22 protein-coding genes are annotated in these 25,467 nt (G+C 67.9%); 5 read left to right on the top strand and 17 right to left on the bottom strand.

Annotated elements, in window-relative coordinates; genetic code table 11:
* Window positions 1-4: 4 nt before the first annotated feature.
* Both ligD and ku read right to left on the bottom strand, forming a co-directional pair.
* A complete protein-coding gene (gene ligD, locus QO015_RS13675; RefSeq protein WP_266278724.1) occupies window positions 5-2,560 on the bottom strand; it encodes a DNA ligase D in 2,556 nt (851 codons plus the stop codon).
* Window positions 2,561-2,572: 12 nt separating this feature from the next.
* Window positions 2,573-3,442, bottom strand: coding sequence for a non-homologous end joining protein Ku (ku, locus tag QO015_RS13670; protein ID WP_266278725.1), 870 nt, complete (start codon window positions 3,440-3,442; stop codon window positions 2,573-2,575).
* Window positions 3,443-3,548: 106 nt separating this feature from the next.
* On the opposite strand from ku, the gene QO015_RS13665 reads away from it, so the two are divergent.
* Window positions 3,549-3,932, top strand: a complete 384-nt coding sequence (locus QO015_RS13665; protein ID WP_266278726.1) for a GFA family protein — start codon at window positions 3,549-3,551, stop codon at window positions 3,930-3,932.
* Here QO015_RS13665 and QO015_RS13660 read toward each other — a convergent pair whose 3' ends face one another.
* From QO015_RS13660 to QO015_RS13645, 4 genes are all read right to left on the bottom strand, one after another.
* Window positions 3,933-4,859, bottom strand: coding sequence for a GGDEF domain-containing protein (locus tag QO015_RS13660; protein WP_266278728.1), 927 nt, complete (start codon window positions 4,857-4,859; stop codon window positions 3,933-3,935).
* 108 nt (window positions 4,860-4,967) lie between these two features.
* The gene (locus tag QO015_RS13655) at window positions 4,968-6,836 is read right to left on the bottom strand and encodes an ABC transporter ATP-binding protein (RefSeq protein WP_266282344.1); all 1,869 of its coding nucleotides are present in this window, start codon (window positions 6,834-6,836) and stop codon (window positions 4,968-4,970) included.
* A gap of 20 nt (window positions 6,837-6,856) precedes the next feature.
* A complete protein-coding gene (locus QO015_RS13650) occupies window positions 6,857-8,713 on the bottom strand; it encodes an ABC transporter ATP-binding protein (protein WP_266278730.1) in 1,857 nt (618 codons plus the stop codon).
* 229 nt (window positions 8,714-8,942) lie between these two features.
* The gene (locus QO015_RS13645; RefSeq protein WP_266278732.1) at window positions 8,943-9,599 is read right to left on the bottom strand and encodes an exostosin domain-containing protein; all 657 of its coding nucleotides are present in this window, start codon (window positions 9,597-9,599) and stop codon (window positions 8,943-8,945) included.
* Between the two features lie 15 nt (window positions 9,600-9,614).
* On the opposite strand from QO015_RS13645, the gene QO015_RS13640 reads away from it, so the two are divergent.
* Entirely contained in the window at window positions 9,615-10,025 is a 411-nt protein-coding gene (locus QO015_RS13640; RefSeq protein WP_266278733.1) for a hypothetical protein, read from the top strand.
* Window positions 10,026-10,090: 65 nt separating this feature from the next.
* On the opposite strand, the gene QO015_RS13635 is transcribed toward QO015_RS13640, so the two are convergent.
* From QO015_RS13635 to QO015_RS13600, 8 genes are all read right to left on the bottom strand, one after another.
* Window positions 10,091-10,285: a hypothetical protein gene (locus QO015_RS13635; RefSeq protein ID WP_266278735.1), complete on the bottom strand. Its 195-nt coding sequence runs from the start codon at window positions 10,283-10,285 to the stop codon at window positions 10,091-10,093.
* A 242-nt stretch (window positions 10,286-10,527) separates the two neighbouring features.
* Window positions 10,528-11,331, bottom strand: a complete 804-nt coding sequence (xth, locus tag QO015_RS13630) for an exodeoxyribonuclease III (protein ID WP_266278736.1) — start codon at window positions 11,329-11,331, stop codon at window positions 10,528-10,530.
* A gap of 314 nt (window positions 11,332-11,645) precedes the next feature.
* Window positions 11,646-12,284, bottom strand: a complete 639-nt coding sequence (locus tag QO015_RS13625; RefSeq protein ID WP_266282345.1) for a LolA family protein — start codon at window positions 12,282-12,284, stop codon at window positions 11,646-11,648.
* 99 nt (window positions 12,285-12,383) lie between these two features.
* On the bottom strand, window positions 12,384-14,879 hold the full coding sequence (locus tag QO015_RS13620; protein ID WP_266278738.1) for a DNA translocase FtsK: 2,496 nt from the start codon (window positions 14,877-14,879) through the stop codon (window positions 12,384-12,386).
* Between the two features lie 21 nt (window positions 14,880-14,900).
* The gene (locus QO015_RS13615; RefSeq protein WP_266278740.1) at window positions 14,901-16,076 is read right to left on the bottom strand and encodes an aminotransferase class I/II-fold pyridoxal phosphate-dependent enzyme; all 1,176 of its coding nucleotides are present in this window, start codon (window positions 16,074-16,076) and stop codon (window positions 14,901-14,903) included.
* Between the two features lie 236 nt (window positions 16,077-16,312).
* Window positions 16,313-17,671, bottom strand: a complete 1,359-nt coding sequence (locus tag QO015_RS13610; protein WP_266278741.1) for an ammonium transporter — start codon at window positions 17,669-17,671, stop codon at window positions 16,313-16,315.
* Window positions 17,672-17,807: 136 nt separating this feature from the next.
* A complete protein-coding gene (locus QO015_RS13605) occupies window positions 17,808-18,146 on the bottom strand; it encodes a P-II family nitrogen regulator (protein WP_266278742.1) in 339 nt (112 codons plus the stop codon).
* A gap of 276 nt (window positions 18,147-18,422) precedes the next feature.
* Window positions 18,423-19,286, bottom strand: coding sequence for an acyl-CoA thioesterase (locus tag QO015_RS13600; protein ID WP_266278743.1), 864 nt, complete (start codon window positions 19,284-19,286; stop codon window positions 18,423-18,425).
* 92 nt (window positions 19,287-19,378) lie between these two features.
* Between QO015_RS13600 and QO015_RS13595 the strand changes: the two genes are divergently transcribed.
* The gene (locus QO015_RS13595) at window positions 19,379-20,626 is read left to right on the top strand and encodes a ubiquinone biosynthesis hydroxylase (RefSeq protein ID WP_266278745.1); all 1,248 of its coding nucleotides are present in this window, start codon (window positions 19,379-19,381) and stop codon (window positions 20,624-20,626) included.
* On the opposite strand, the gene QO015_RS13590 is transcribed toward QO015_RS13595, so the two are convergent.
* The gene (locus tag QO015_RS13590; protein ID WP_266278747.1) at window positions 20,623-21,138 is read right to left on the bottom strand and encodes a flavin reductase family protein; all 516 of its coding nucleotides are present in this window, start codon (window positions 21,136-21,138) and stop codon (window positions 20,623-20,625) included. The genes QO015_RS13595 and QO015_RS13590 overlap by 4 nt on opposite strands.
* Window positions 21,135-21,623: a L,D-transpeptidase family protein gene (locus tag QO015_RS13585; protein ID WP_266278748.1), complete on the bottom strand. Its 489-nt coding sequence runs from the start codon at window positions 21,621-21,623 to the stop codon at window positions 21,135-21,137. Before QO015_RS13585 ends, QO015_RS13590 begins: the two co-directional genes overlap by 4 nt.
* Before the next feature lie 213 nt (window positions 21,624-21,836).
* Here QO015_RS13585 and QO015_RS13580 point away from each other — a divergent pair, with 213 nt between their 5' ends.
* Both QO015_RS13580 and QO015_RS13575 read left to right on the top strand, forming a co-directional pair.
* Window positions 21,837-22,520, top strand: coding sequence for a response regulator transcription factor (locus QO015_RS13580; RefSeq protein WP_266278749.1), 684 nt, complete (start codon window positions 21,837-21,839; stop codon window positions 22,518-22,520).
* Window positions 22,521-22,536: 16 nt separating this feature from the next.
* Window positions 22,537-23,016: a cyclic nucleotide-binding domain-containing protein gene (locus QO015_RS13575; protein WP_266278750.1), complete on the top strand. Its 480-nt coding sequence runs from the start codon at window positions 22,537-22,539 to the stop codon at window positions 23,014-23,016.
* 2 nt (window positions 23,017-23,018) lie between these two features.
* Here QO015_RS13575 and QO015_RS13570 read toward each other — a convergent pair whose 3' ends face one another.
* On the bottom strand, window positions 23,019-25,427 hold the full coding sequence (locus tag QO015_RS13570) for a carbohydrate-binding family V/XII (protein ID WP_266278751.1): 2,409 nt from the start codon (window positions 25,425-25,427) through the stop codon (window positions 23,019-23,021).
* Window positions 25,428-25,467 lie beyond the last annotated feature (40 nt).

The following is a 25,467-nucleotide window of genomic DNA, read 5'->3' as shown; positions in this document are numbered from 1 at the left end:
CGATCTACGTCTTGCGCCGCGACGGCGCCGCCAGCGGGGCGGCGGCTGCCGTGAAGTCGGCGAACGGATCGGCGGCGCGGGCGGCGATATGGCCTGGCGTGTTGTCGACCGTGAAGCGGGCCGGGCCGAGATCGGGTCCAAGGTCGTCCCACTCGACCGGCATCGACACCGGCGCGCCAGGGCGCGCGCGGGTCGAATAGGCGGCGACGGCGGTGGCGCCGCGCTGGTTGCGCAGATAGTCGATCAGGATCTTGCCGCCGCGCTTGGCCCTGCTGATCGTCGCGACATAGAGCTCCGGGCTGTCGGCGGCCATAGCCTCGGCGAGAGCCTTGGTGAACGCCTTGGCGGCGGGCCAGTCGGCAGCCGGCTTCAGCGGCGCGATGACATGGAGGCCCTTGCCACCCGACGTCTTCACGAAGGCCGCAAGGCCCGCCTCCTCCAGCCGCGCCCTGATCTCGCGCGCGGCATCGATCACGGCGCTCCACGCCACGCCCTCGCCGGGATCGAGATCGAGGATGATCCGGTCCGGCCGCTCCCAGTCGGCGAGCGTCGAGCCCCAGGGATGGATTTCCAGCGTCGCCGCCTGCACGAGGCCGATGAGCCCGTCGAGGCTGTCGATCGCGACGAGCGGCGGCTCCTTCTTCTCCTTCGGATCGGGCACGAGACGGATGGCCGGGTTCATCCCCTTCCAGGCGTGCTTCTGGAAGAAGCGCTCGCCCTCGATGCCCTCGGGACATCGGACCAGCGCCAGCGGCCGGCCGACGATATGCGGCGCTATCTGCGGCCAGACCTCGGCGTAGTAGTCGGCGAGCCCCGCTTTGGTGAGCCCCGTATCCGGCCAGTAGATGCGATCGGGATGGGTGAGCTTCACCGACCGGCGCGCCGGCTTGGCGGCGTCCGGTTTCGCGTCCGCAGATGGCTTGCCCTTGGGAACCTCGCGCACGATTTCCGACGCCGGCTTGTCCTCGCGCAATCCTCTGAACGAGGCGTGGCGCAGGTGATTGTCGCCGGTCCAGGCGCGGAATTCCACTTCCGCGACGAGTTCCGGCTTCACGAACGTGGCGCCGCGGCGCTCTTCGGCCGTGAGCTTCCCGGCAAAGGGACTGGCATCCGCCAGCAGCGGTTGCAGGCGGCGGTAGAGATCACGGGCGACAGCGGCGGCGAAGCCGGTGCCGACCCGGCCGACATGGCGAAGCCCGCCATCCTCGTTGACGCCGAGGATCAGCGAGCCGATCGCGTCCTTCATCGCCGTCGACGGCACATAGCCGCCGATGACGAATTCCTGCCGCGCGGAGCATTTCGACTTCACCCACAGCCTTCCGCGCCCGCCGCGATACGGGGAATCGGCGCGTTTCGACACGATCCCCTCGAGGCTGAGGCGACAGGCATGGCGAAGCACTATGCTGCCGCTCTCGCGGAAATGCCCGCTATAGCGGACCGCTTCCGGCGCTGCCGCGAGAAGCTCCTCGAGCTCCTGTTTGCGCTCGGTCAGCGGCAGCCTGGTCAGATCGCGGCCGTCGCGATGGAGGAGGTCGAAGGCATAGAAGGTGAAGCGGTCGTGGCGCCCGGCGGAGAGGTCGGCCTGCAGCGCCGAGAAATCCGACGCACCCGCCGATCCCTCGACCACCAGCTCGCCGTCGATGATGGCCATCTCCACGGGAAGCGCCGCGAGCGCCTCGGGAACGACGGAGCCGAACTTCGCCGTCCAGTCGAGGCCGCTCCGGGTCAGGAGGCGCACCTTGCCGTGATCGATCCGCGCCAGGAGGCGATAGCCGTCGAACTTGATCTCGTGCAGCCATTCGGCGCCCGGCGGCGCGACGGAGACCAGCGTCGCCAGCATCGGCTCGACGAAGTCCGGCAGGGGCGCCTTCCGTCCGACAGGCTTCGCCGGCGCGTCCCCGGCCGGCGCCGCCTTGGTCATCCGAGCGCGCTTTTTTGCCGGCTCATCATCTGGCGCCGGCGCGTCGATGCGACCGGTCCTGGAGGACCAGCCCGGCGCCTCGCCGGCCACATCCCCCATCTCTCGGCCTGTCTTCACAGACCGCGTCGCGCCCAGAATGTCGGGGGCGTCCTCCGTCCGCGCATATCGATCGTCGCCCTTGATGAGCAGCCAGTTCTCGCGTTTTTCGCGCGGCTTGCCATGCATGCGGACGAGGTGCCAGCGGCCCTTCAGCCGCTCGCCGTGCAGCTCGAACTCGAGATGACCCTTGGCATAGCCCTTCTCGGGATCGCCGATCGGCGACCAGGTTCCGCGGTCCCAGACGATGACCGTGCCGCCGCCATATTCGCCCTTCGGGATCGTGCCCTCGAAGCTGCCATAGTCGAGCGGGTGATCCTCGACATGGACGGCGAGGCGCTTTTCGGTCGGAACGAGGCTCGGCCCCTTGGTCACGGCCCAGCTTTTCAGGACCCCGTCCATCTCGAGGCGAAAATCATAATGGAGCCGCGTCGCGTCGTGCTTCTGCACGACGAAGCTGTTGCCGCCCGTCGCGCCTGCCTCGCCTTCCGGCTCCGGTGTCGCCGCGAAGTTGCGCTTGCTGCGATAGGTCTCGAGCGCCATGGCGGGCGATCCTCATCCGGCCTTTCGGCGTGTGGCCGCGCTCCGGCTCTTGCGCTGCGGCGCTCCCTTCGCGGCGGTCCTGCCCTTGGCCGATCCCCGCCCCGGCTTGCCGCCGACACCGGCGCTCTCGCGGAGCGCCGCCAGCAGATCCGACGACTTGGTCCGCTCGACCGGCTTCGGCTTCGGCAGTTCCCGACCCTCGATCTTGGCCTTCACGAGCTCGGCCAGAGCCGCGTCGTAGCGGTCGTCGAAGGCGGCGGGATCAAAGCGGCCCGCCTTGGAGCGGATGATGTGCTCCGCGAGTTCCAGCATCTCGCCCTCGATGGCGGGCTCGGCGATCCCCTCGAAGGCCTCGGCGGCCGAGCGCATCTCATAGGCGAAATGCAGTGTGGTCGCGATCATGCCGTCGCCCTCGGGGCGGATGAGCAGCAGGCGGGCGCGCCGAAACAGCACCGCCCGCGCCAGCGCCGCCACCTTCTCCGCCCGCATCCCTTCCCGCAACAGCGCGAAGGCCTCTTCGGCATGGCGGTCGGCAGGGGCGAGGTAGTAGCTGCGGTCGAGATAGATGTCGTCGATCTCGGCGCATGGGATGAACGCATCGACCGCAATCGTCTTGTCGCTCTCGGGCATCGCGGCGGCGATCTCTTCCGGCTCGAACACGATCGGATCGCCGCCGGTGTCGTAGCCCTTCACCTGGTCGTCGCGATCGACGGGCTCGCCCGTCTCGCTGTCGACGAAATGCCGCTCGATCCGGTGGCCGGTCCTGCGGTTGATCATGTTGAAGGAGACACGATCGGACGTCGTCGCGGCGGAATAGAGCGCGACCGCGGCTGCGAGCTCGCCGATCTTCAGATGGCCTTTCCAGTTCGCTCGTGGCGCCACGCGTCGACTCCGCTTCGTCGGAGTCGTCAATGCACGGCAGGACCCTTCGTTCCGGAACAGCGGCGCGGCGCCGGTCGTTGGAGACTTCGAGGATGGAGGATCCACGATGACCACGAGAACCGGCGGCTGCCTCTGCGGCGGTGTGCGCTACGAACTCGAGGGCGAGCCCTTCCTGATCGGCATCTGCCACTGCGCGGATTGCCGCAAGGAGAGCGGCAGCGTTTTCGTCAGCTATGCCAAATGGCCGATCGAGGCCTTTTCCTGCGAGGGCAGCTACGCGACTCACAAGGGCCGAAGCTTCTGCCCCGATTGCGGCGGCCGGCTGTTCTCGCTGCACGAGCGCGATGTCGAACTGCGGTTCGGCAGCCTCGACGAGGCTCCGGCCACGATCGGCGCACCGCAGCACGAGGGCTGGATCAAGCGGCGCGAGGCCTGGCTCGCCCCGGTTCACGACGCCACGCAGAACGCCGAGGATCCGCCGCCGGCTTGATCAGGAGGCGATCTGCGTGTCGTCGGATCGCCAGATCCGGATGCGGTCACGACCGGCGAGCTTGGCGGCGTAGAGCGCCGCATCGGCCCGCGCAAAGAGTGAGGCGGGGCTGTCGCCGGCCTCCGCCGCGGTGACGCCGGCCGAAAACGTATAGGCGAGATCGGGCCGGTCGGGCAGCGGGCGTGTCATGCGGATGAGGCTCGCCATGCGCTCGAGGATGAGCACCCCCTGTTCGAGGCCGGTATGCGGCAGGACGAGAACGAATTCCTCGCCGCCGAACCGGCCGAAACAGTCCGTGCGCCTCACCTGCGTCTGGATGCGCCGGGCGAAGTCTTTCAGGATCGCATCCCCGGTCGCATGGCCAAACCGGTCGTTGATGACCTTGAAATGGTCGAGATCGATAAGCGCTACGCACCCGGCCGGCCGACCTGGTTCTGCGGCCTCCATCATCTCCTCGATGCGTCCCGACACGAAGCGGCGATTGGCGATGCCCGTCAGCTCGTCGGTAAACGAGGCCTTGATCGCGAAGTCCCGGTCCTGCCGCACGGTGCGCTCGTCAGGGCGCAGCGAGGTGACGTCGGACGCGATGCACAGCATCCAGCCGTCGGCCTCGACCGTCTCCGTCATCCAGAGCCAGCGGCCGTCATGGAGATCCGTCTCGAAAGCGCGGAAGCCAAGCTTGCCGCGCCGCGACTGGGTGCCGACAAGCCATTCCTCGAAATCCGGCGCACGGATGACCGTGCCGCGCCGGGCCGAGAAGTTGCGCCGCATGATCTCGGACCAGAGCGGCTCCTCGCGCTCGTCGATGAAGAAGGCCGAGCGGAATGCGGCATTGGCGTAGCGGAGGCGATCGAAACCGTCATAGGCGGCGACGAGAACCGGCGTCGAGCCGGTCAGTCCCGCAAGTCTCTTCAGCAGGTCGTTCATGAACGGCGCTGCGCCCCCTCCGGACCTCCAGACCGATATCCGGCCGATTCGCTGGTGAAGCGAATAGTGCCACGACCGCCGCCATTCTCAAGCGCGCCGGCGGTTCGCTCAGCTCGTGGAGCGGGGCGGCAGCCCGCCCTTGACCATCTCGTCCGGGATATCGTCGAACGAGGCGTAGTTCATGCTGTAGAGGCGGGCATAAAGCCCGTTCTTGCGCATCAGGGCGTCGTGATTGCCGCTTTCGAGCAGCGATCCGTTCTGGAGGACGATGATGCGGTCGGCACCCCGGATCGTCGCCAGGCGGTGGGCGATGACGAGGCCGGTGCGCCCCTCGAGCAGGACCGTGAGCGCCCGCTGGATCTGCCGCTCGGTATAGCTGTCGATATTCGCCGTCGCCTCGTCCAGAACCAGGATCTTCGCGTCGGCGACCAGCGCGCGGGCGAAGCTGATCAGCTGGCGCTGCCCCTGCGAAAGGTTGCTGCCCCGCTGCTCCAGATCGGTGTCGTAGCCCTTGCGCAGGCGCATGATGAACTCGTGCGCGCCGACCGCTTTCGCCGCCGCGACGACCGCGGCCCGCGTGGCCTCGGTCTTGTGATAGCGGATATTGTCGAAGATGCTGCCGCTGAACAGGAACGGCTCCTGCAGCACCATGGCGATGTGCCGGCCGAGCGAGTCCTGCGTGACGTCGCGGACATCGCGTCCGCCGACCATGACCGAGCCTTGCCAGACATCGTAGAAGCGGTGCACCAGCGCCATGGCGCTCGTCTTCCCCGAGCCGGTCGGTCCGACAAGCGCGACGGTCTCGCCCGGATTGACGCGGAAGGAGACGTCCTTGAGCACCGGCAGGCCGGGACGGTAGCCGAAGGTGACGCTACGGAACTCCACCGACCCGTCCATGTCGTCCGGGAGCGGCGCCGCATCGGCCTTGTCGGTGACGTCGACCGGCACGTCGAGCACTTCCGATATCCGCTGCCCGGACGCCATCGCGCGCTGCATGACGCTGTATTGCAGCGTCAGCGAACGGATCGGATCGAAGAAGCGCTGGATGTAGAAGAGGAAGGCGACCATGACGCCGATATCGAGGGTGCGGCCGAGCACCATCGAGCCGCCGACCACAATGACCGTCGCCATGGCGATGCCGGTGAGCGTATCGACGATCGGCACCATGACCTGCGCATATTTCGCGGCCTTGAGATTGGCGTTGAGATGCGCGCGCACCTTCTCGTCGTAGAGCTCGAAATTGACCCGCTGCCGGCTCATGTTCTGGACCGTGCGCACCCCGTGGATGCCTTCGGCGAGCGCGCCATTGGCGATCGAGCTCGTCTCGTGCGCCTCCATGAAGGACTGCTTGGCGAGCGGTAGCCAGAACAGGCGCACGATGAAGAGGATCGGCATGGTCGCCATGGTCAAGAGGCCGAGGCGCGGGTCGAGCCACAGCAGCACCCCGACGATGCCGACGAGCAGCGCGATGTCACCGATCGAGAGAACCGAGGTCTCCATGAACTCCTGCATCGAGTTCACGTCGCCCTGCAGGCGCGACATCAGCCGGCCGACCTCGGTCTTGTCCATGAAGGAGAGCGACACGCGCTGCAGGTGGCCGAACATCGCGCGGCGCATGTCGAACAGCACATGCTCGGCGGCAATGCCAACCACTGTCTCCTGCACGTAGCTGGCGGCATAGTTGACGAGGATGGTGACGGCGAAGGCGGCGGCGCACCAGACGAGGACGCGATGGTCGGCGATGCCGCCGGCCATGCCGCGGTCGATGGCGGTGCGGATGATGAGCGGGATCGCGAGCTGCGTCGCCGTGAAGACGAGCACGGCGACGACCGAGATGATCACCTGCCGTCGATAGGGCGCGACGAAGCTCCAGATGCGGCGGACGATCTTCGGGTCGTAGACGGCGCCGAAGATCTCCTCCTTCTCGCGATGGGAGCCGACGACGGCGCGGGCCGGGCGCGGCGCCCCAGCGATCATGGTCTTTTCCGAGCGCAGGCTCACTCCGCCGCTCCCTGAAGCGCATCCTCGGCCGGCCGCAGCTGGAGATCGTAGAGCGCGCGGTAGCGGCCCCCGGCGGCGACCAGCGCGTCATGCGTGCCCCGCTCGACGATCCGCCCGTCCTCTATGAACAGGATCTGATCGGCATGCATCAGCGACGACAGGCGATGCGAGATGACGATCGTGACGCGGTCGGCGGCGTGGACGCGGAGCGCGCTGCGGATGCGCTGCTCGGTCGCTGCATCGACGGCGGCGGTCGAATCGTCGAGCACGAGCACGCTCTGATGCAGCATGAGGCTGCGCGCGATGGTGAGACGCTGGCGCTGGCCGCCGGAGAGCGATGCGCCACGCTCGCCGACCACCGTTTCGTAGCCGGAGGGCAGGCCGACTATATAGTCGTGCAGCTGCGCCGATTCAGCGGCGCGCTCGATGCGGTGTTCCTCGGCCCATGGATCGCCATAGGCGACATTGTTCTCGATCGTCGTCGTGAACAGGAACGCGTCCTGCTGCACCACTCCGGCCGCCCGGCGCAACGATTCGACGGTCACGTCGCGGATATCCTGACCGTCGATGGTGATGCGGCCGGAGGTCACGTCGTAGAAGCGCGGGATGAGATGGGCGAGCGTCGACTTGCCGCTGCCCGGCGGGCCGACGATGCCGATCGTCTCGCCGCGGCGGGCGGTGAAGCTGATGTCGGCGAGCGCCGGCTTGTCCGTGCCCGGATATTCGAAGCCGACATTCTCGAAGGCGAGCGTTCCGTCGGTGATCGAGAGCGGTCTGGCGCCCGGCCGGTCGGCGATCGTCACCTCCTGGTCGAGCAGCTCGAACAGCCGCCTGCCGCAGGTCGAGGCGCGGGCGAAGGAGTTGACCATCAGGCCGAGCTGGCGGACCGGCATCTGCAGGATGGTCATGAAGGTGAGGAACGAGGCGAGCGTGCCGACCGTCATCGAGCCGCTGGCCACCCGGCCGCCGCCGACCCACAGCACCAACCCCATGGCCGCAAAGAACGAGAAGTTCATCGCGCTCGTATTGCGCACGCGGATCAGCACGCGCTCATGGGCGAGTTGCAGCGCCTCGCTTGAGATGCGGTCGAACTTCGTCATCTCGAAAGCCTGGGCCGAGAACGCGCGGACGACGCGAATGCCGCCGAGATTCTCGTCCATGACGCGCGTCAGCACCGCGAGCTTCTCCTGGACGGTGAGCCAGGTCGAGCGCAGCAAAAGCTGCGTGACCGACGAACGCCATGCGACGAAGGGGACGAAGGAGAGGCTGAGCAGCCCGAGCACCGGATCGGTCGAGATCAGCATGAAGGCGCCGAAACCGATCAGGATGGTCAGGAGAACCATGCGCACGAGGCCGGTGTTGAAGAACATCCGGACACCTTCGATGTCGAGGATGCCGAGCGTGATCAGATCGCCCGTATGGACGCGGTCGTGGAAGGAGAAGGAGAGCTGCTGCAGCTTTTCATAGGCGGCGAGGCGCAGCTCGTAACCGAGATGGTGGCCGACGGCGTCGCCATAGTAGTTCTGCGCCATGGTGAAGATGCCGCGAAGGATGCTGACGCCGAGCAGCGTTCCGGCCGTGACCAGCAGCGCATGCTGCGCGGCGACGGCGGTATCGGCGCTGAGGATGCCCTGCGCCTCGTCGACGGCGCGGCCGAGCAGCCGCGGAATGATGAGCTGGAAGGTGCAGGCGATGATCGTCGACAGGATGGCGATGCCGGCCTGCCAGGGATGGCGCATCGTCAACCGGGTGATCCGGTAGAGCGTCCCGAGACCTTTCCCCCATTCCGCCGCCTTCACATGGGCGAGCGGATTATCGCGCCCGTCTGCGCGCGTTGCAGCACTGCGTGTCACCGGAGTCTGTCCAGACTGACGTTTCGGATGGTCCCCACGAGGAAGGCGGAGGACAAAGACGTCGGCTTCGAACCGCTGGCGCGGCCCGGGGTCGGCGGGTGGGAGTTTGCGCCCCTGAATCGATCAATCCAAGATCGCTAAGGCTCACGATCGAAATCGTGAGCGCGATTCGTGTCAGCTTGAGGGCAGGCGTGGCATCGATGACACAAAACTTTCGCGAGCAGCCGGCTCAGGCGGCATTGCGGCGCGCTGCTAGGCTCTGCGCGAGGGCGACCACGTCGTGGACGAAGGTATCCGAGCCGTAGCGCGCTCGCAGCTCCCCGATCAGCCCACGCATCCGGGCAAGCCGCTCCTCGTCGGCGGCGAGCCGTTGCAGAATTCCCGGCAGCCGTCGCAACGCATCGCGGGTTCCATCGGCGCTCAGCGTTCCGTGGCGCCAGAGTGCCAGATCGCCGGGCGGCTCGTAGAGCGGGGAAATGATCACGGGGATCGCGCCGCAGTCGATCGCCTCCCAGAGGCGTAGGCTGTTCGGGCCGGTTCCGCTCGGGCAGAGCACGAAAATGCTCTCGGCCATCACTTCCCGATACTCGGCCGCGGCCGCGTTGCGAAGCGGATCCTCGATCGCCGCGACGGTCTGGCGGATCTGGTGCTCGTAGACAGCCTGATGAAAGTGCCATTCGTCGCGAGAAATCACGAGGCCGTCCGGCACGTCCGATAGTTCGTCGAAGATGAAAGGGCGCGCGTCATCCATGTAGAACGGGTTCGGACGCGCGCCTACGAAGCTGAAGAGATGCCGCTTCGGCACGCAACGCGCCTCCGGCCCCGGCGAGTTGACCGGGAACAGCGGGAAGGGGGCGATCGTGATGCCGTCGAACCCCTCGCCCACAGGTCCTTTCCGAGCATGCGCCCAGAAGATGTCCGTTACGCCGGCCTGGCGGAACAACGGGCCGCAGAGACCCATGAAGACATGTTGGCAGACCGTGACGACACGATCATGGCCGCGCGCGACCACCGCGAGTGCGTCAAGAGCCTGCTGCAGCCGCGACGAATCCCGGCCCTGCTGGATCTGGTCGATGAGCGTCGCCCAGGGAAAGGCGAGATAGGCGACACCAGCTGCCGCCGGCATCGACTCGAACGCGCGACAATAGGCATGCGCCTCGGTAATCGCGGGCGTCTGCCAATCCGCGTCATGCACCAGGAAGGTGCCACCCTGTCGACCATTCTCGATCAAAAGCAATTCCGGCAGGACAGTTGGCCGGCCCGTTTGTCGCGGATCGACCGATCCACAACCACTCCTCCCAAAGCATTTTAGAACTTACCCAACGAAGCACTGCACTCAACCAATCTAAAATTGCATCGACGGCGATTGCCCTCGCTTCAATCCCTTGTCTTCGCGCGATTCTGCTCGGAGATCCCGGCGATGTCCGGCACCGGCAGGTCGCCTTCGAGAAGCGCCTCTTCGCGTGCCTTCCGCTCCTTGGCCGCGCGCTCGCTGTCGGGCTCCGGCGCATTCACCTTTTCGGCTTCGCTGTCGCGAGGAATGACGACGGGCGGTATGACGGGGTTCGACATGACGATCCTCCTTCGCTCGCCGCAGGAACATGCGGCCTCCGAAGGGCAACGGGCGGCGGCAAGCAGGGTTCCCTGCCCCAAGGCGGCGCATGCTTAACCGCTTCTCAACTTCGCTCGTGCAATCTTGGTGATGTGGACGCGTTCCGTGTGTTTTTCCGGCTGTCCATGACGCTCAAGGCAGCCATCCCGGCGAAGGTCGGGATGGCTGTCCTGTTTCAGGCGACCGGTGGCAAGCCCGCGATTTAGCCGGCGAGGCGGACGATCACCGGCACATGGTCCGACGGGCGGTTCCAGCCGCGGGCCTCGCGCTTCACCTCGATGCCGAGCAGGCGCCCGCCGAGCGGCGGCGTCACCCAGACATGATCGAGCCGCCGACCACGGTCGGACGCCTGCCAGTCCTGCGCGCGGTAGCTCCACCAGGTGTAGAGCTTGCGATCCTCGGGCACGAAATGGCGCATGGCATCGATCCAGCCGCCGGAGGCGATCACCGCCTTCAGCAGGTCGGTCTCGACGGGCGTGTGGCTCACGACGCCGAGCATCTGCTTGTGCGACCAGACGTCGTTTTCCAGGGGCGCGACATTGAGATCGCCGACGAGGACGGCCGGACCGAGCGTTTCGGCACCGGTCAGCCAGTCGCGCATCTCGCCGAGAAAGGCGAGCTTGTGCGCGAATTTCTCGTTCGCGGCGGGATCAGGCTCATCGCCGCCGGCGGGAACGTAGAAATTGTGCAGAGTCAGCGGCAGCCCGCCGGCCTCGAGGCTGACCGCGACATGGCGCGCGTCGTCCTTGCCGCAGAAGCCGCGCCGCACATGTTCGCGGATCGGCACACGCGAGACCGTGGCGACGCCGTGATAGCCCTTCTGCCCGTGCACGACCTGATGGTGATAGCCGAGCTTGCGGAACGCGGCCGCCGGGAAGTTGGCCTCGATGCACTTGATTTCCTGCAGACACAGGATGTCCGGCCGCTCCGCCTCGAGGAAGGCGGCGACGAGATCGATCCTGAGGCGGACGGAGTTGATGTTCCAAGTGGCGATGGAGAGTGGCATGGGGGCTTCCGACGGCGGGACGGCCAAGCAGTAAGCCCAACGCCGCCCGGTGCCAACCAGTGCGGCGGCCGGAAAAGGAAACGCCCAGCCCCGGGGGGAGGCTGGGCGTTGCGCTTCTCAGCGCCTGCGCCGTCGCGGCTGTAACCTGCGGCGCTCGGGCGGGGCCATCTCGGCGAGACGGGGGGCACTGCCGGGACGATGGCTTGCCGCTCGCCCCATGAGATGGCCATCACGGGCCATGTTTCAAGACCCTCGTCAGGCTGCCTTAGCGTTACCCCTTCACAACCGCGCGAGCGAAACGGGCAGCGCTTCGCTCACTTCGAATTGGGCAGGTAGTAGTCGATCTTGAAGTTCTTGGGGTTGGCAGGCTTGCCCGTCTCGACCTCGTAGATGGCGACAGACGTGTCGAGGCCCTGCGAATCGGTGACGATCCACTGCTTCAGGGCAAGGGTCTGCCGATCGAAGATCAGCTTCAGGCTGCCGTCGCCGAAAGCGGAGCTCTGCGTCAGCAGAAGCGTGACGAGATCGGGTTCGACGCCGAGACCGCGCACGATATTGGCCGAGGTGAGGTCGATCTGGTCGGCGAGCAGATAGCGCAGCGGCGTCTTCGACAGCGGATAGAGATCCTGCGTCATCACCTTCGCGTCGACGATGGCGACCTGGTTGCCGTCGCAGATGACGTCCATCTTGACCGGCGGGCTATAGTGGAAGCGCAGCTTGCCGGGACGGCTGATGAAGAACACGCCTTCCGACTGTTCGCCGTTCGGCCCGTACTGGATGAAGCGCCCCTGCATGGTGCGGATGGCGTTGAAGCTGGCGCTGATCTTCGCGAGGAGGGCCGCCTGCTCGGCCGTGAAGGCGGCAAAGGCCGGCCGCGTCAGCATTCCGGCGGCGAGGGCGGCGGCGCCGCCGAGGAGGAGGCGTCGGGAAAGGCTAGGGGGCCTGGCGAGCATCACGTCGTCATGTCCTTCTTGTGGGGCCGCGCGAGGCGGCCAGCTTCCCGTCCTCACCCGCAGCTAGGGGCCCAGCATGGCGATTTCGCGGCGCGGCGGTCAGAACCGCTCCTCTGCGCCCTCGACGAGGATCTCGCGCTTGCCGGCGTGGTTGGCGGGTCCGACGAGGCCCTCCTTCTCCATGCGCTCGATCAGCGAGGCGGCGCGGTTGTAGCCGATGGCAAGCCGCCGCTGGATATAGGAGGTCGACGCCTTCTTGTCGCGCAACACGACGGCGACGGCCTTGTCGTAGAGATCGTTCGATTCCTCGCCGCCGAAGCCGCCGCCCGTACCGGTCTCGCCTGCCCCCTCGCCGTCCTCGCCGTCGTCCTCGGTGATCGACTCGAGATAGTCCGGCCGCCCCTGCGCCTTCAGATGCGCCACGATCTTCTCCACCTCCTCGTCGCTGACGAAGGGGCCGTGCACGCGCTGGATGCGTCCGCCGCCAGCCATGTAGAGCATGTCGCCCTGCCCGAGCAGCTGCTCGGCGCCCTGTTCGCCGAGAATGGTCCGGCTGTCGATCTTGGACGTGACCTGGAAGGAGATGCGGGTCGGGAAATTGGCCTTGATCGTGCCGGTGATGACATCGACCGACGGGCGCTGCGTCGCCATGATGACATGGATGCCGGCGGCGCGGGCCATCTGGGCGAGACGCTGCACCGCGCCCTCGATGTCCTTGCCGGCGACCATCATCAGATCCGCCATCTCGTCGATGATCACGACGATGGTCGGGATCGGATCGAGAGGCAGCGTCTCCTGTTCGTAGATCGCCTCACCGGTCTGCTTGTCGAAGCCGGTCTGGATGGTGCGCGTGAGAACCTCGCCCTCGGCGCGGGCCTGGCCGACGCGGGCGTTGTAGCCGTCGATGTTGCGCACGCCGAGCTTCGACATCTTACGATAGCGATCCTCCATCTCGCGCACCGTCCATTTGAGCGCGACGACCGCCTTCTTCGGATCGGTGACGACCGGCGTCAGCAGATGCGGGATGCCGTCATAGATGGAGAGTTCCAGCATCTTCGGATCGATCATGATCAGGCGGCATTCCTGCGGCGTCAGCCGGTAGAGCAGCGACAGGATCATGGTGTTGATCGCGACCGACTTGCCCGAGCCGGTGGTGCCGGCGACGAGCAGGTGCGGCATGCGGGCGAGATCGACGATGACCGGCTCGCCGCCGATCGTCTTGCCGAGCCCGATGGGCAGGCGCGCCTTTGAGGACGAGAAATCCTCCGAGGCCAGCATCTCGCGCAGCGAAACGAGTTCGCGCCGCTGGTTGGGCAGCTCGATGCCGATCGCGTTCTTGCCGGGGATCACCGCGACGCGGGCGGCGACGGCACTCATCGAGCGCGCGATGTCGTCGGCGAGACCGATGACGCGCGAGGACTTGATGCCCGGCGCCGGCTCCAGTTCGTAGAGCGTCACGACCGGTCCCGGGCGGACCTGGACGATCTCGCCGCGGATGCCGAAATCGTCGAGCACGCCCTCGAGCACGCGGGCGTTCTGATCGAGCGCCTCCGTGTTGAGCTTCGTGCGCGGATCGGGAAGCCGGGGCTCGCTGAGGAGCGCGAGCGGCGGCAGATCGAAGCCGCCGTCCCGCGCAGCGGCTGCCGGTTCGGCGGCGCGGCGCCCGCTCCGTCCGCGCGGCGAGCGGGGGGCCGGGACCGGCGCGGTGTCGATATTGTCGTCGCCGGCACCGGACTCCAGATCGGCCGGATCGCGCTCGCTATCCGCGGCACCGGCGAGGCGCGGCTCGACGCGGCGGCGACGGGCAGGCGCGGTTGCGGCGGGGCCGGGTTCGGCGGGACCGCGGCCGAGGAGCCGGCCGAGGCTGGCGCGAGCCGAGAAGCCGAGATGCGCCAGCGCACCGAGCGGCACGGCGAAGAAGCCGCCCCCCTCGTCCGCATCGGCGGCGAACGCATCGACTGGAGGCGCGGCCCGGCGGCCGCGCGGCGCCGCTTCCGCCTCGATCTCTTCGGGTCGCCGGCGACGCCGCAGGAAGCCGGCGGCGTGGACGAGAAGGAACCCTGCCAGGATCACATAGGCCGTCTGCGCGATGGTGGCCGCCCGGTCTTTCGGCGGCGCCCCAAGAATCTCGGCCGGCAGCCGCGCGACGATGTCGCCGAGGACACCGCCCATGCCGGACGGCAGCGGCCAATGGGCCGTGACGGGAACGAAGGAAAGCGCGCCGGAGACGGCCAGTGCGCCGAACAGCCAGCTGGCCAGCATGGTCTTGGCGAAGCGGCGTCCGCCGAAGACGAGGCGCCAGCCCCAGAACACGACCGGCAGCAGCAGCGCGATGGCGCCGAGCCCGAAGAACTGCATCAGGAGATCGGCGATGATGGCGCCCGGGAAGCCCAGAATGTTGGCGACCGGCTTGGCCGCGGCATAGGAGAGCGACGGGTCGTCCACCGTCCAGGTTGCGAGGCTCGCCGCAACGGCTGCGACCGCTGCGAGGAGCGCCAGGCCGAGAGCCACGCCGATCTGGCGACCGACGAAGCGGTGCATCGCGCTGCCTTCGGAAGCGGGCATCGGCAGGGTGGCGGTTCGGTTGGCACGCATGCGGATCAGTCTTCCTCGATATCAGCCGAGCACGCGCGCCATGCGGCGCAGCGCTTCGGTGGTGGTCTCGATGTCCTGGACCATGGCGACGCGCAGATAGGGCCGGCCGGGATTGTCGCCGCCGGCCGAGGGCAGGCAGAGATAGGCGCCCGGAATGGTTCGCACGCCAGCCTCGCGCCAAAGCCGCACGGCGGCGTCTTCGCCGTCGCCCACCTTCAGCCAGAGGAAGAAGCCGCCCTCCGGCACATCGGCGCCGAGAAACTCGCGGGCGAGCGCGAACTTCTCGTTGTAGAGGGCCCGGTTCTCGGCGACGTGCGCCTCGTCGCCATAGGCAGCGACCGCGACGGCCTGGATCGGCCCCGGCACCTGCGGCGCCGCCATGTTGCGCAGCCGCGTCCAGGCAGCGATGAAGGCGGGATCGCCGGCGACGAAGCCGGCACGAAGCCCCGGCAGGTTCGAGCGCTTCGACAGCGAATGGAAGGCAAGGACATTGCCGAAGCCGGCCCCGATCGCCGCGGCCGCCTCGAGGACACCGGGCGGCGGGGCTGAGCGATAGATCTCGCTGTAGCACTCGTCGGCAAAGATCATGAAGCCGTGGCGGCGCGCGGCCCGGATGAGCGCCGTCCAGTCGGCGAGCGTCGCGACGCCGCCCTGCGGATTGGTCGGCGAGGCGACATAGAGAGCGACCGTGCGGGCGAGGATGTCCGGCGAGACCGTGCCGAGATCCGGCATGTAGTGCGTGTCCGGACCGGCATCGAGCAGCACGATCTCAAGCCCGGCCGCCTCGGCACCGGCCGCATAGGCCTGGTAGAACGGATTGGGCAGGAGCACGACCGGCCGTTCGACACCGGCGGCGCGCTCGCGCGCGCCAAGCGCCGCGAAGAAGAGACCCTCGCGCGAGCCGTTGAGCGGCAGGACCATGGTCTCGGGATCGATCGGCGATGCCGCGAGGCCGTAGCGGCGGTCGAGCCAGGAGGCGACCGTAGCGCGGAAGGCATCGGTGCCCCGGATGGCCGGATAGCGCCCGAAGAGGTCGAGATTGGCGGCGATGACCGGCCCGACGAAGGGCGGGATCGGATGCTGCGGCTCGCCCAGCCCGAGATTGATCGGCGCCTGACCGGGCGCGATGCCGGCGAGACGGTCGTTCAGCTTCTGAAACGGCGAGATCGCCTTGGCGGCGCTCGTCGGCGCACCCATGAGGCCGCCCTTCCCTCTGATTGATCGATCGGAAGCGAGCCTAGGCCGGGGTTGGTTAAAGGCGTTTTAACCATCCCCCCGTCCAGGCGGTGTCGCGAGGGACCGGGCAAAAAAGAGGGCCCCGAGGGGCCCTGCAGTCTTGGGAGGAAGAAACCCGGCCTTCGCAGGCGGCGGGCGAGCCGGCTCCAGGAGAACCGGTGGGTGGAGGCCGGCGCCCGCGGGCGCCGGCCATCCGGTCAGCTGTGATAGGCGCGCTCGCCATGCTCCACGATGTCGAGACCTTCGCTCTCGATTTCCGGACGCACCCGGAGACCGACGATGATGTCGACAATCTTGTAGAGGATCAGCGAACCAACGCCCGACCAGACCAACGTGGTCAGGACGGCCTGGATCTGCACCCAGACCTGGTGGCCCATCGCATAGTCCGCGACGCCGACGCCGCCGAGGGCCGGCGCGACGAGGATACCGGTGCCGATGGCACCGACGATGCCGCCGACGCCGTGGACGCCGAACACGTCGAGGCTGTCGTCATAGCCGAACGCGCTCTTCACCGTGGTCACGAAGAAGAAGCAGATGATCGCGGCGATGAAGCCGAGGACGATCGCACCGACCGGACCGATCAGGCCGGCGGCCGGCGTCACGGCGACGAGGCCGGCGACGACGCCCGAGATCGCGCCGAGCATCGAGGGCTTGCCGCGGGCGAGCCACTCGACGAGCGACCAGCCGATCGCCGCACCGGCGGTGGCAACGAAGGTGTTCATCATGGCGAGCGCGGCGCCGCCATTGGCCTCGAGCGCCGAACCGGCGTTGAAGCCGAACCAGCCGACCCACAGAAGCGAGGCGCCGATCATGGAATTGGTCAGCGAGTGGGGCGGCATCAGATCCTTGCCGAGGCCCTGGCGCTTGCCGAGCATGATGGCGCCGACGAGGCCCGCCACACCGGCGTTGATGTGCACCACGGTGCCGCCGGCGAAGTCGAGCGCGCCAGCCGCGAACAGCCAGCCGGTCGACTGCCAGACCATGTGGGCGATGGGGAAGTAGACGAACGTGACCCAGAGGATCATGAACAGAAGCACGGCCGAGAACTTCATGCGCTCCGCGAAGGCGCCGACGATCAGCGCCGGCGTGATGGCCGCGAAGGTCATCTGGAAGGCGATGAAGACATATTCCGGGATCTCGTAGCCGGCCGAGAACGTCGCGGCGCGGCTGTCCGGCGTCACGCCGGCGAGGAAGGCCTTGGAAAGGCCGCCGATGATGCCCGAGCCGTCCGTGAAGGCCAGCGAATAGCCGTAGAGCACCCAGATGATCATGACGACCGAAGCCGTCATCAGAACCTGCATCAGGACGGAAAGCATGTTCTTGGCGCGCACGAGGCCGCCATAGAAGAGCGCGAGACCCGGCACGATCATGAGCATGACGAGCACGGTCGAGATCAGCATCCAGGCCGTGTCGCCCTTGTCGACGACGGCGGCGGACGCGGCGGCCGCTGCATCCGCCGCGGGGGCGGCGGCATCCTGGGCGTATGCGAACGCCGTCAGCGAGAACAGCGCGCCGGCTGCCCCTAGAAGAGAGTATTTGGCACTACGCAGATTCATCAGACCTCTCCTGTCGGACCGCCCATCCGGTCGACCCTTCCCGTCGGCGATGGGTCGACCCATCCCGCTGCTCGATGCTGAAAACTGGCTTGCGTTCGTCATCGCTCGCTCCGCCCCGTAATCCTGATCCGCGCGCTCAGAGCGCGTCGGTATCGGTTTCGCCCGTGCGGATACGGACCGCCTGGTCGATCGAATAGACGAAGATCTTGCCGTCGCCGATCTGGCCGGTCTTGGCGGCGCCCGAGATGGCGTCCACGACCTTGTCGACCGTCTCGGACGGCACGGCGACCTCGATCTTGAGCTTCGGCAGGAAGCTCACGGCATATTCGGTGCCGCGATAGATCTCGGTATGGCCCTTCTGCCGGCCGTAGCCCTTGACCTCGGTGACGGTCAGTCCCTGCACGCCGATCGCCGTCAGTGCGTCGCGGACCTCGTCGAGTTTGAATGGCTTGATGATCGCCATCACGATTTTCATGTCTCAGATCCCGTCTCTTGCCGCGGCCGGGGGAGACCGAGGCGAACGATAGGTCGACCGGCAAGCCGCCCGATTGACGCCATTGCGCCGGGCACTAGGAATCAAATGCCGTGCCAACTTTCGCTCAGCACAAGAGCAGGCCAAAAATCGCGCAATCCGCAGCGTTTCGAGTCGCGAAAGGCAAAGCGGTACGCCCCTCACGACGGGTACGTCACGCTGTTTGCCTAATCGTTGTGCATTTGACTGCCCGCGAAGCGTCAGGATGTCACAATCGCGTCACTTTTCTGCCTGTCGCGCGAGCCGCACGAGTCCTTCCTGGGCGACGGAGGCGACGAGCCGGCCTTCGCGGTCGAACAGGCTGCCGCGATTGAAGCCGCGCGCGCCGCCGGCGCTCGGGCTGTCGCAGACATAGAGCAGCCAGTCGTCGAACCGCGTCGGCCGGTGAAACCACATCGCGTGGTCGAGGCTCGTCACCATCAATCCCTTGTCGAAGACCCAGCGAGCGGCGGCGATGAGCGTGGTATCGAGCAGCGTCAGATCGGAGGCATAGGCGAGCACCGCACTCGCGATCACCGGGTCGTCGGGCATTGGCATGCGGAAGCGGATCCAGCTCGCCTGGCTGCGATGCGCGCCGGTGCGGCCGAGAAAGGCCTCGGGATCGACGGGCCTGACCTCGATGGCGCGCGGGCTGCGCCAGAAGCGGAGCGCCGCCGCCGGCGCGCGCTCCTCGATGGCTGCGAGGAGCGCCGCCTCGTCGGGAAGCGCCTCGGGCGGCGCGACATCGGGCATCGGCATCTGGTGCTCGATGCCCGGCTCCTCGGCATGGAACGAGGCGGACATCGCGAAGATCGGCTCGCCACTTTGCCGACCGAGAACACGGCGCGTCGAGAAGCTGCCGCCGTCACGGATCCGCTCGACCTCGTAGAGGATCGACTGCTCGGGATCGCCGGGCCTCAGGAAATAGGCATGCAGCGAATGGACACGCCGCGCGGCCTCGACGGTGCGCGACGCGGCCACGAGCGCCTGCCCGATGACTTGGCCGCCGAACACACGCTGCCAGCCCGGATCGGTGCTGCGACCCCGGAAGCGGTTGATTTCGAGAGCCTCGAGTTCAAGTATCCCGATAAGATCGTCGGTCACGCGTCTGGCTCCCCGCCGCGGCGTGCGGCAGGCCGGAGTTGGGAAGGCGGAGGGACGGCTGTCAAGCCGCCGGCCGCAACGGAGTGAAGACCATGCAGAACCCGCGCCTGAACGACGTTCCCGCCTCCGGCGAGAGCCATGACGTCCTCGTCGCAGGCGGCGGCTATGTGGGCCTCTCGCTGGCGCTGGCGCTGAAGCGCGGCGCGCCGCAACTGTCCGTCGCGGTGGCCGACCCGGCCCCGGCCGGCGCCGCCAGCCGCGACGGCCGCGCCTCGGCTGTTGCGGCGGCGGCGCGCGAGATGCTGGCGGCGCTCGGCGTCTGGGACGAGATCGCACCCTCCGCCGAGCCGATCAGCGAGATGATCGTCACCGACAGCCGCACGCGTGACCCCGTGCGCCCCGTCTTTCTCACCTTCTCCCGCGAGGGCGACGGCCCCTTCGCCCATATGGTTCCGAATGGCGCGCTGGTCGGCGCCCTGTCGCGCGCGGCGGATGCCGCCGGGGTCGAGCGGATCCAGGGCGTCGGCGTCAGCGACTTTTCCGCGGATGCGGCGGGGGTCGACATCACGCTCGGCAACGGATCGCGTCGGACGGCTCGGCTGCTGGTCGCGGCCGATGGCGCCAAGTCCCGCCTTCGCGCGCTGGCCGGCATCCCCACGGTTGGCTGGACCTATGGCCAGTCCGGCATCGTCGTCACGGTGGCGCATGAGCGGCCGCATCACGGGCGGGCCGAAGAGCACTTCCTTCCCGCCGGCCCCTTCGCGATCCTGCCGCTGCCGGGGAACCGGTCCTCGCTCGTCTGGACCGAACGGACGGAAGCGGCGGACCGGCTTGTCGCCGCCGACGCCTTCACCTTTGCCATCGAGCTCGAGCGGCGCTTCGGCCATCATCTCGGCAAGATCGAAGCCGTCGACCGGCCGCGCGCCTTCCCGCTCGGCCTCATGATCGCCCGCCGCTTCGTTGGACCGCGCTTCGCGCTCTGCGGCGACGCCGCCCATGCCATCCATCCGATCGCCGGCCAGGGGCTCAATCTCGGCTTCAAGGATGCGGCGGCGCTGGCGGAAAGCGTCGTCGAGGCGGCACGACTCGGCCTCGATCCCGGCGATGGCGACGCGCTCGACCGCTACGAGCGCTGGCGCCGCTTCGACACGGTGCAGATGGGCATGGTGACCGACGTCCTGAACCGGCTCTTCTCCAACGACAATCCGGGCCTGCGCATCCTGCGCGATGTCGGGCTCGGCATCGTCGACCGGCTGCCGCCGCTGAAGCGCCATTTCATCGGCGCCGCCTCCGACGCCGGGCGCACCGCGCCGCGTCTCCTGCGCGGAGAAGCGATCTAGATCGGTTCGCCGACCCCGCCGAAGCTCTTGCCACGGTAGAACACCAGCGGCTCGCCCTCCCCGGCCGTCGCGGCGAGAACGCGGCCGATCACGATCGCGACCCCGCCGTGCTCGACTACCTGCTCGACGGTGCAGTCGAAGGCGCCGAGCGCCGTTGCCAGTACCGGCGCGCCACTCGCGAGCGTCACCCAGTCGCGGCCCTCGAATCGCGCTGCGCCGCCGACGCCGGCGCGGCCGCCGAAGATGTCGACGAGCGCGCCATCGGTGGCGGCGAGTACATTGACCGCGAAATGCCGGGCGGCGAGCACGGTCGCCAGCGCCGCCGTCTTGCGATCGATCGAAACGAGCATCGTCGGCGGGTCGGCGGAGACATGCGCGGCCGAAAGCGCCACCAGACCGGCCGGGCCGGCCTCGTCGCGCGCGGTGACGATGGTCATTCCCGTCGCCCGCTGGCCGAGCACGCGCCAGAAGGTTTTCGCGTCGATGCCGCGGGTGGGGTCGTTGTCGTTCATGGCGAGGCCTTCCTTCGGGGAGACGAGCCGACGACACGGATGGTGTCCCGCCTGCCAAGGCGCGCGAGCAGGAGGCGCATGGTCGGCGGCGTAACGGCGATGCAGCCTTCGGTGGGACGAAAGCCGGGGCGCGCGAGATGCATGAAGATGGCGCTGCCGCGCCGCTGCAGGCGCCGCCGATAGTTCCAGTCGAGCACCACGACGAGATCGTAGAGCGCATCGGCGCGCGCCATGGTCTCATGGCTGCGCGGGTAGGGAAGCGTGACGGGACGGTTGTAGTTGGCGTCGAAGGCGGCGTCGCACCAACCGTCGCGCGGCCCGATCGGATGGACCGGAAGGCGAGTCGCGGGACGAAGGCCGCGGTCGGGCCGCCACAGCACGGCGACGGGCGCCATCCGCCCCACCGGTGTCGCACCGTCGCCCTCACGCTTCGGGCTCCTGATGCCCGAGCGGCCGATGGCGCAGGGAAGCGCCCGCCCGCTCATGATCAGGACGCCTTGCGAAGCGGTTCCCGGACGCCTATTCAGCGTCAACGTGGTGCCGCTTCCCCCGGCGGCGCCCGTCCGCGTGCGCGGGAGGGCTTGCTTGCGCGCGGTGCCGGTTGCGGTCACAATCCGCGCGATCCGGTTTTGACGCTTTCCTTCAAGATCAGGACGTGAGCGGGCTGGGGTTCCCGCAAAGCGAAAAGGCTGCATTTGATGGCTGTACGACGAATCCTCGTTGTTGACGACGACGATTTGCTGCGCGAGAGCCTCGTGGAACAATTGTCGCTCTACGAGGAGTTCGAGCTTCTCGAAGAGCCGACCGCCGCAAAAGGTATATCGCGCGCCCGCGCCGAGCCTGTCGACCTGATGATCATGGATGTCGGCCTGCCCGACATGGACGGACGCGAGGCGGTGAAGCTTCTGCGCAAGGGCGGCTTCAAGGCGCCGATCATCATGCTGACCGGGCATGATTCGGAATCCGACACCATTCTCGGTCTCGAATCGGGCGCCAATGACTATGTGACGAAGCCCTTCCGCTTCGCCGTGCTGCTGGCGCGCCTCCGGGCGCAGCTGCGGCAGTTCGAGCAGAGCGAGGACGCGACCTTCACGATCGGCCGCTACACCTTCCGCCCCAGCGCCAAGCTGCTCCTCGACGAGCGCGGACAGAAGATCCGGCTGACCGAGAAGGAAACCTCGATCCTCAAGTTCCTCTATCGCGCCGGCGAGAAGGTCGTCGGCCGCGACGTCCTGCTGCACGAGGTCTGGGGCTACAATTCGGGCGTCACGACGCACACGCTCGAGACGCATATCTATCGCCTGAGACAGAAGATCGAGCGCGAGCCCTCCGTGGCCGAGCTGCTGATCACCGAGGCCGGCGGCTACAAGCTGGTCCCGTGACGATGCGGATGGAACGATGACGCTCGCGGAAGACATATCGCTCCTCATCAAGGTGCCGCTGTTCTCCGACCTGTCGAGCGATCATCTCCGCCTGCTCGCCTTTTCGTCCATCCGCCTCGAGCTGCCCGCCGGCCGGGTGCTGTTCCGCAAGGACGCGCCCGCCACCTCGGGCTTCGTCGTCATGTCGGGCGAGATCGTGCTCGGCGAGGGCGGGGACCCCGAGGCTCCGCCGCTCGGTCGCTTCGGCCCCGGCGCTCTGCTCGGCGAGACGGCGCTGTTCATCGCCAGCCGCCGCCCGGCCACGGCCACGGCGGCGGTCGACAGCGAGGTCGTCGAGATCGACCGCACGCTGATGCGTCGCATGCTCGACGAATATCCGGAGGTCGCGGCGCGGCTGCATGCCCGGCTCGTCGACAAGCTGGCAAGCACGGTCGCCGAGGTGAGCCGCGTGAAGACGCGGCTCGACGCCATCAGCTACCCGGTCCGCGCGGACTGAGATCAGCGGCGGAAGCCGCCACCGAACCCACCCCCGAAGCGGCCGCCACCGAAGTCGCCACCTCCGAAGCCACCGCCGAACCTACCACCGCCGAAATCACCGCCGCCGAAGCGGTCACCCCCGAAATCACCGCCGAAGCCGCCTCCGAAACGGTCACCGCCGTCGAAGCCGCCGCGCGAGGCGAAGTCGTCCACCCGCTGCTGGCCGAAATCCTGGAAGCTGCGCTGGTTGTCGAGGTCGCCGATCGTGTCGCGGTCGGTGTCGGCGCTCCACCCGCTCGACGTATGCTGCTGCCAGCCACCGTCGTCGCTGTACTGGTGAACATTGCCGTCGCGGTCGGTGTAGATGTTGCCGTTGTTCCAGGCGACGCCGTTGCCTGTCTTCACATTGCCGGCGACGCCGCGGCTGTCGACATCGACATGGCCGTCATCGACGCTGACGCCCGTCTCGCTGGCATGGCCGCGTCCGGTATAGGGATTGAAGCTCGCCGACTGGCGCCCCGCCGCGCCGTTGCCGGTATAGGGATTGTAGACGGCACCGGACCGGTTGGCGAAATCGGTGCCCCAGCCCGTCGTGCCATAGGCCGAGCGGCCGGCAAAGGCATTGCCCGTCCACGGATTGTAGCCCCAGGCATGGTCGACCGTCGCCCAGCCGCCCCAGCGGCCGTAGATGTTGGTCGCGTTGACGTTGACATGCGTCCACGCCCCGCCCCAGGGGCCGACGCCCCAATAGGGGCCCCACCAGGGCGAGGCGGCCCCGATGGCCCAGCCGGTGGCGAAGCCGAAAGCGAAGCCGGCCGCCGTGTCGAGCGCAAAATCGGCGCCATAGCCATAGGTCACCGGGCAGCCATACCAGATGGTGCCGACATAGCCCGTGCAGCTGTAGCCGGTACCATAGACCACCATCCCGTCGCTGAGCGCGACGCCGAAATAGCCCGGCGTGTAGCCGACGGTGACCGCGTCCGCCGTCGAGGCGTAGACATGGACATAGGTGACGTAGTGGACCGGCGAGGAGACCGGGATCGTGTAGATGACGTCGGGGACGACATCGGCGACGCGCCATGGTCCGAATGGCGAGGCCGCGGTGAACCAGACGCCGTTCGCGACCGCGTAGAAGGCGCCGGCATCGAGCTCGATCACCGGCGTCGCCGTGTTGACCGCGTAGGAAAGCGCCGTGCCCTTGATCGCCTCGAAGCGCGGCGCGCCGTCATAAGCGACATTGAGGGCAGTCGACCGGCTCACCGTGGCGGTCTGCGGGATCGTCGCGGCGATGGCCGCTTCCCTGGCCTGCGGCGTTCCCGGCACCGAGACGAGCACCGAGCCCTTGGGGTCGTTCGGCGAGATCTTCGCGAAGTCGGCCGGCAGGCTCGACGGCGGCACGAAGGCCCAGGGACCCTTGAGATCGCCCGCCTTGAACCAGCGGCCGGAGATCAGGACATAATACTGGTTGCCGTTCGGATCCATGAAGACCGCGTGATCCGCGTTGGTCATGGTGAGCAGGCTCGTGCCCGCCACGGGTTGCAGCTCGGCCGTGCCCTTGGTCTGGATGAGTTCGGTCGGCGTGGTCGCGATCATGATCGCCGGCGGGCTGGCCGGCCGCTTGCCGTCCTCCGGCAGCATCGGATCGGGCGCGTCCTCGCGTCCGGCCACCTTCGCGGCGTCGACTACGGAGGACGGCACGCTGCCGATCTCCGCGAAGCTGCCCCCGAGGCGGTCGGCGCGATACCAGTAGCCGGTCGCCTCCAGGAAGGCGGCGCCGTTGCGATCGACGAGGATCAGCGCGCGGCTGTTCATCACACGCTGGAAGTCCGGCGCGCCGGCGACGGGCTTCAGCACCGGATCGCCCGAGACGAGCACCAGCAGCGTGGGCGTCGAAGTAAAGACGATGGCCGGCGGGGTATTGTCGACCGGCTGGTCGAGCTCGGCGTTGAGTTCCTTGGCCGCCGCATAGCTCGTCTGCAGCTGGTCGAGCGCAACGGTGATGCCGGCGGAGGGAATGCGCGACTGCAGGGCGCTCTTGAGACGCGCGGCCTGCGAGGGATCCGAGGGAACGTCGACGCGGTCGACGCTGATCGGCCCAAGATGCGCCTGCCGCGACGGCTTGTCGACGGCGACGCGGGCCGAGAATCGCGCGGTGCCATAGACCGGCGAACCATCCTTCGGCCCGAGCGCGATCGCGGCGCGGCCGGAAACCTGGTCGCCCGACCAGCTCTCGATCAGCGGCTGGTAGACCTGCAGCGTGTCCGCGCCGACATCATAGCTCTTCGGCCAGGCGGGCACCGGCTGCGCGGCGGGCTGGGTGGCCGCGGGCCGGGCGGCGTCCTGCGCCCATGCTGCGGGCGACATGGGCGAGACCGGCGAAAGGGCGGTCGCCGCAAGGGCGAGAGCCAGAAGACAACGATACGGCGACATTCGAAATTCCCCCGTGTAACGCCGCGCGCTGGCCGGCAGG

The sequence above is a fragment of the Kaistia geumhonensis genome (assembly GCF_030815145.1).
GTDB lineage: Bacteria > Pseudomonadota > Alphaproteobacteria > Rhizobiales > Kaistiaceae > Kaistia > Kaistia geumhonensis.
The sequence above is the reverse complement of the archived record's forward strand: the minus strand, read 5'-3'. Positions and strand labels throughout refer to the sequence as shown.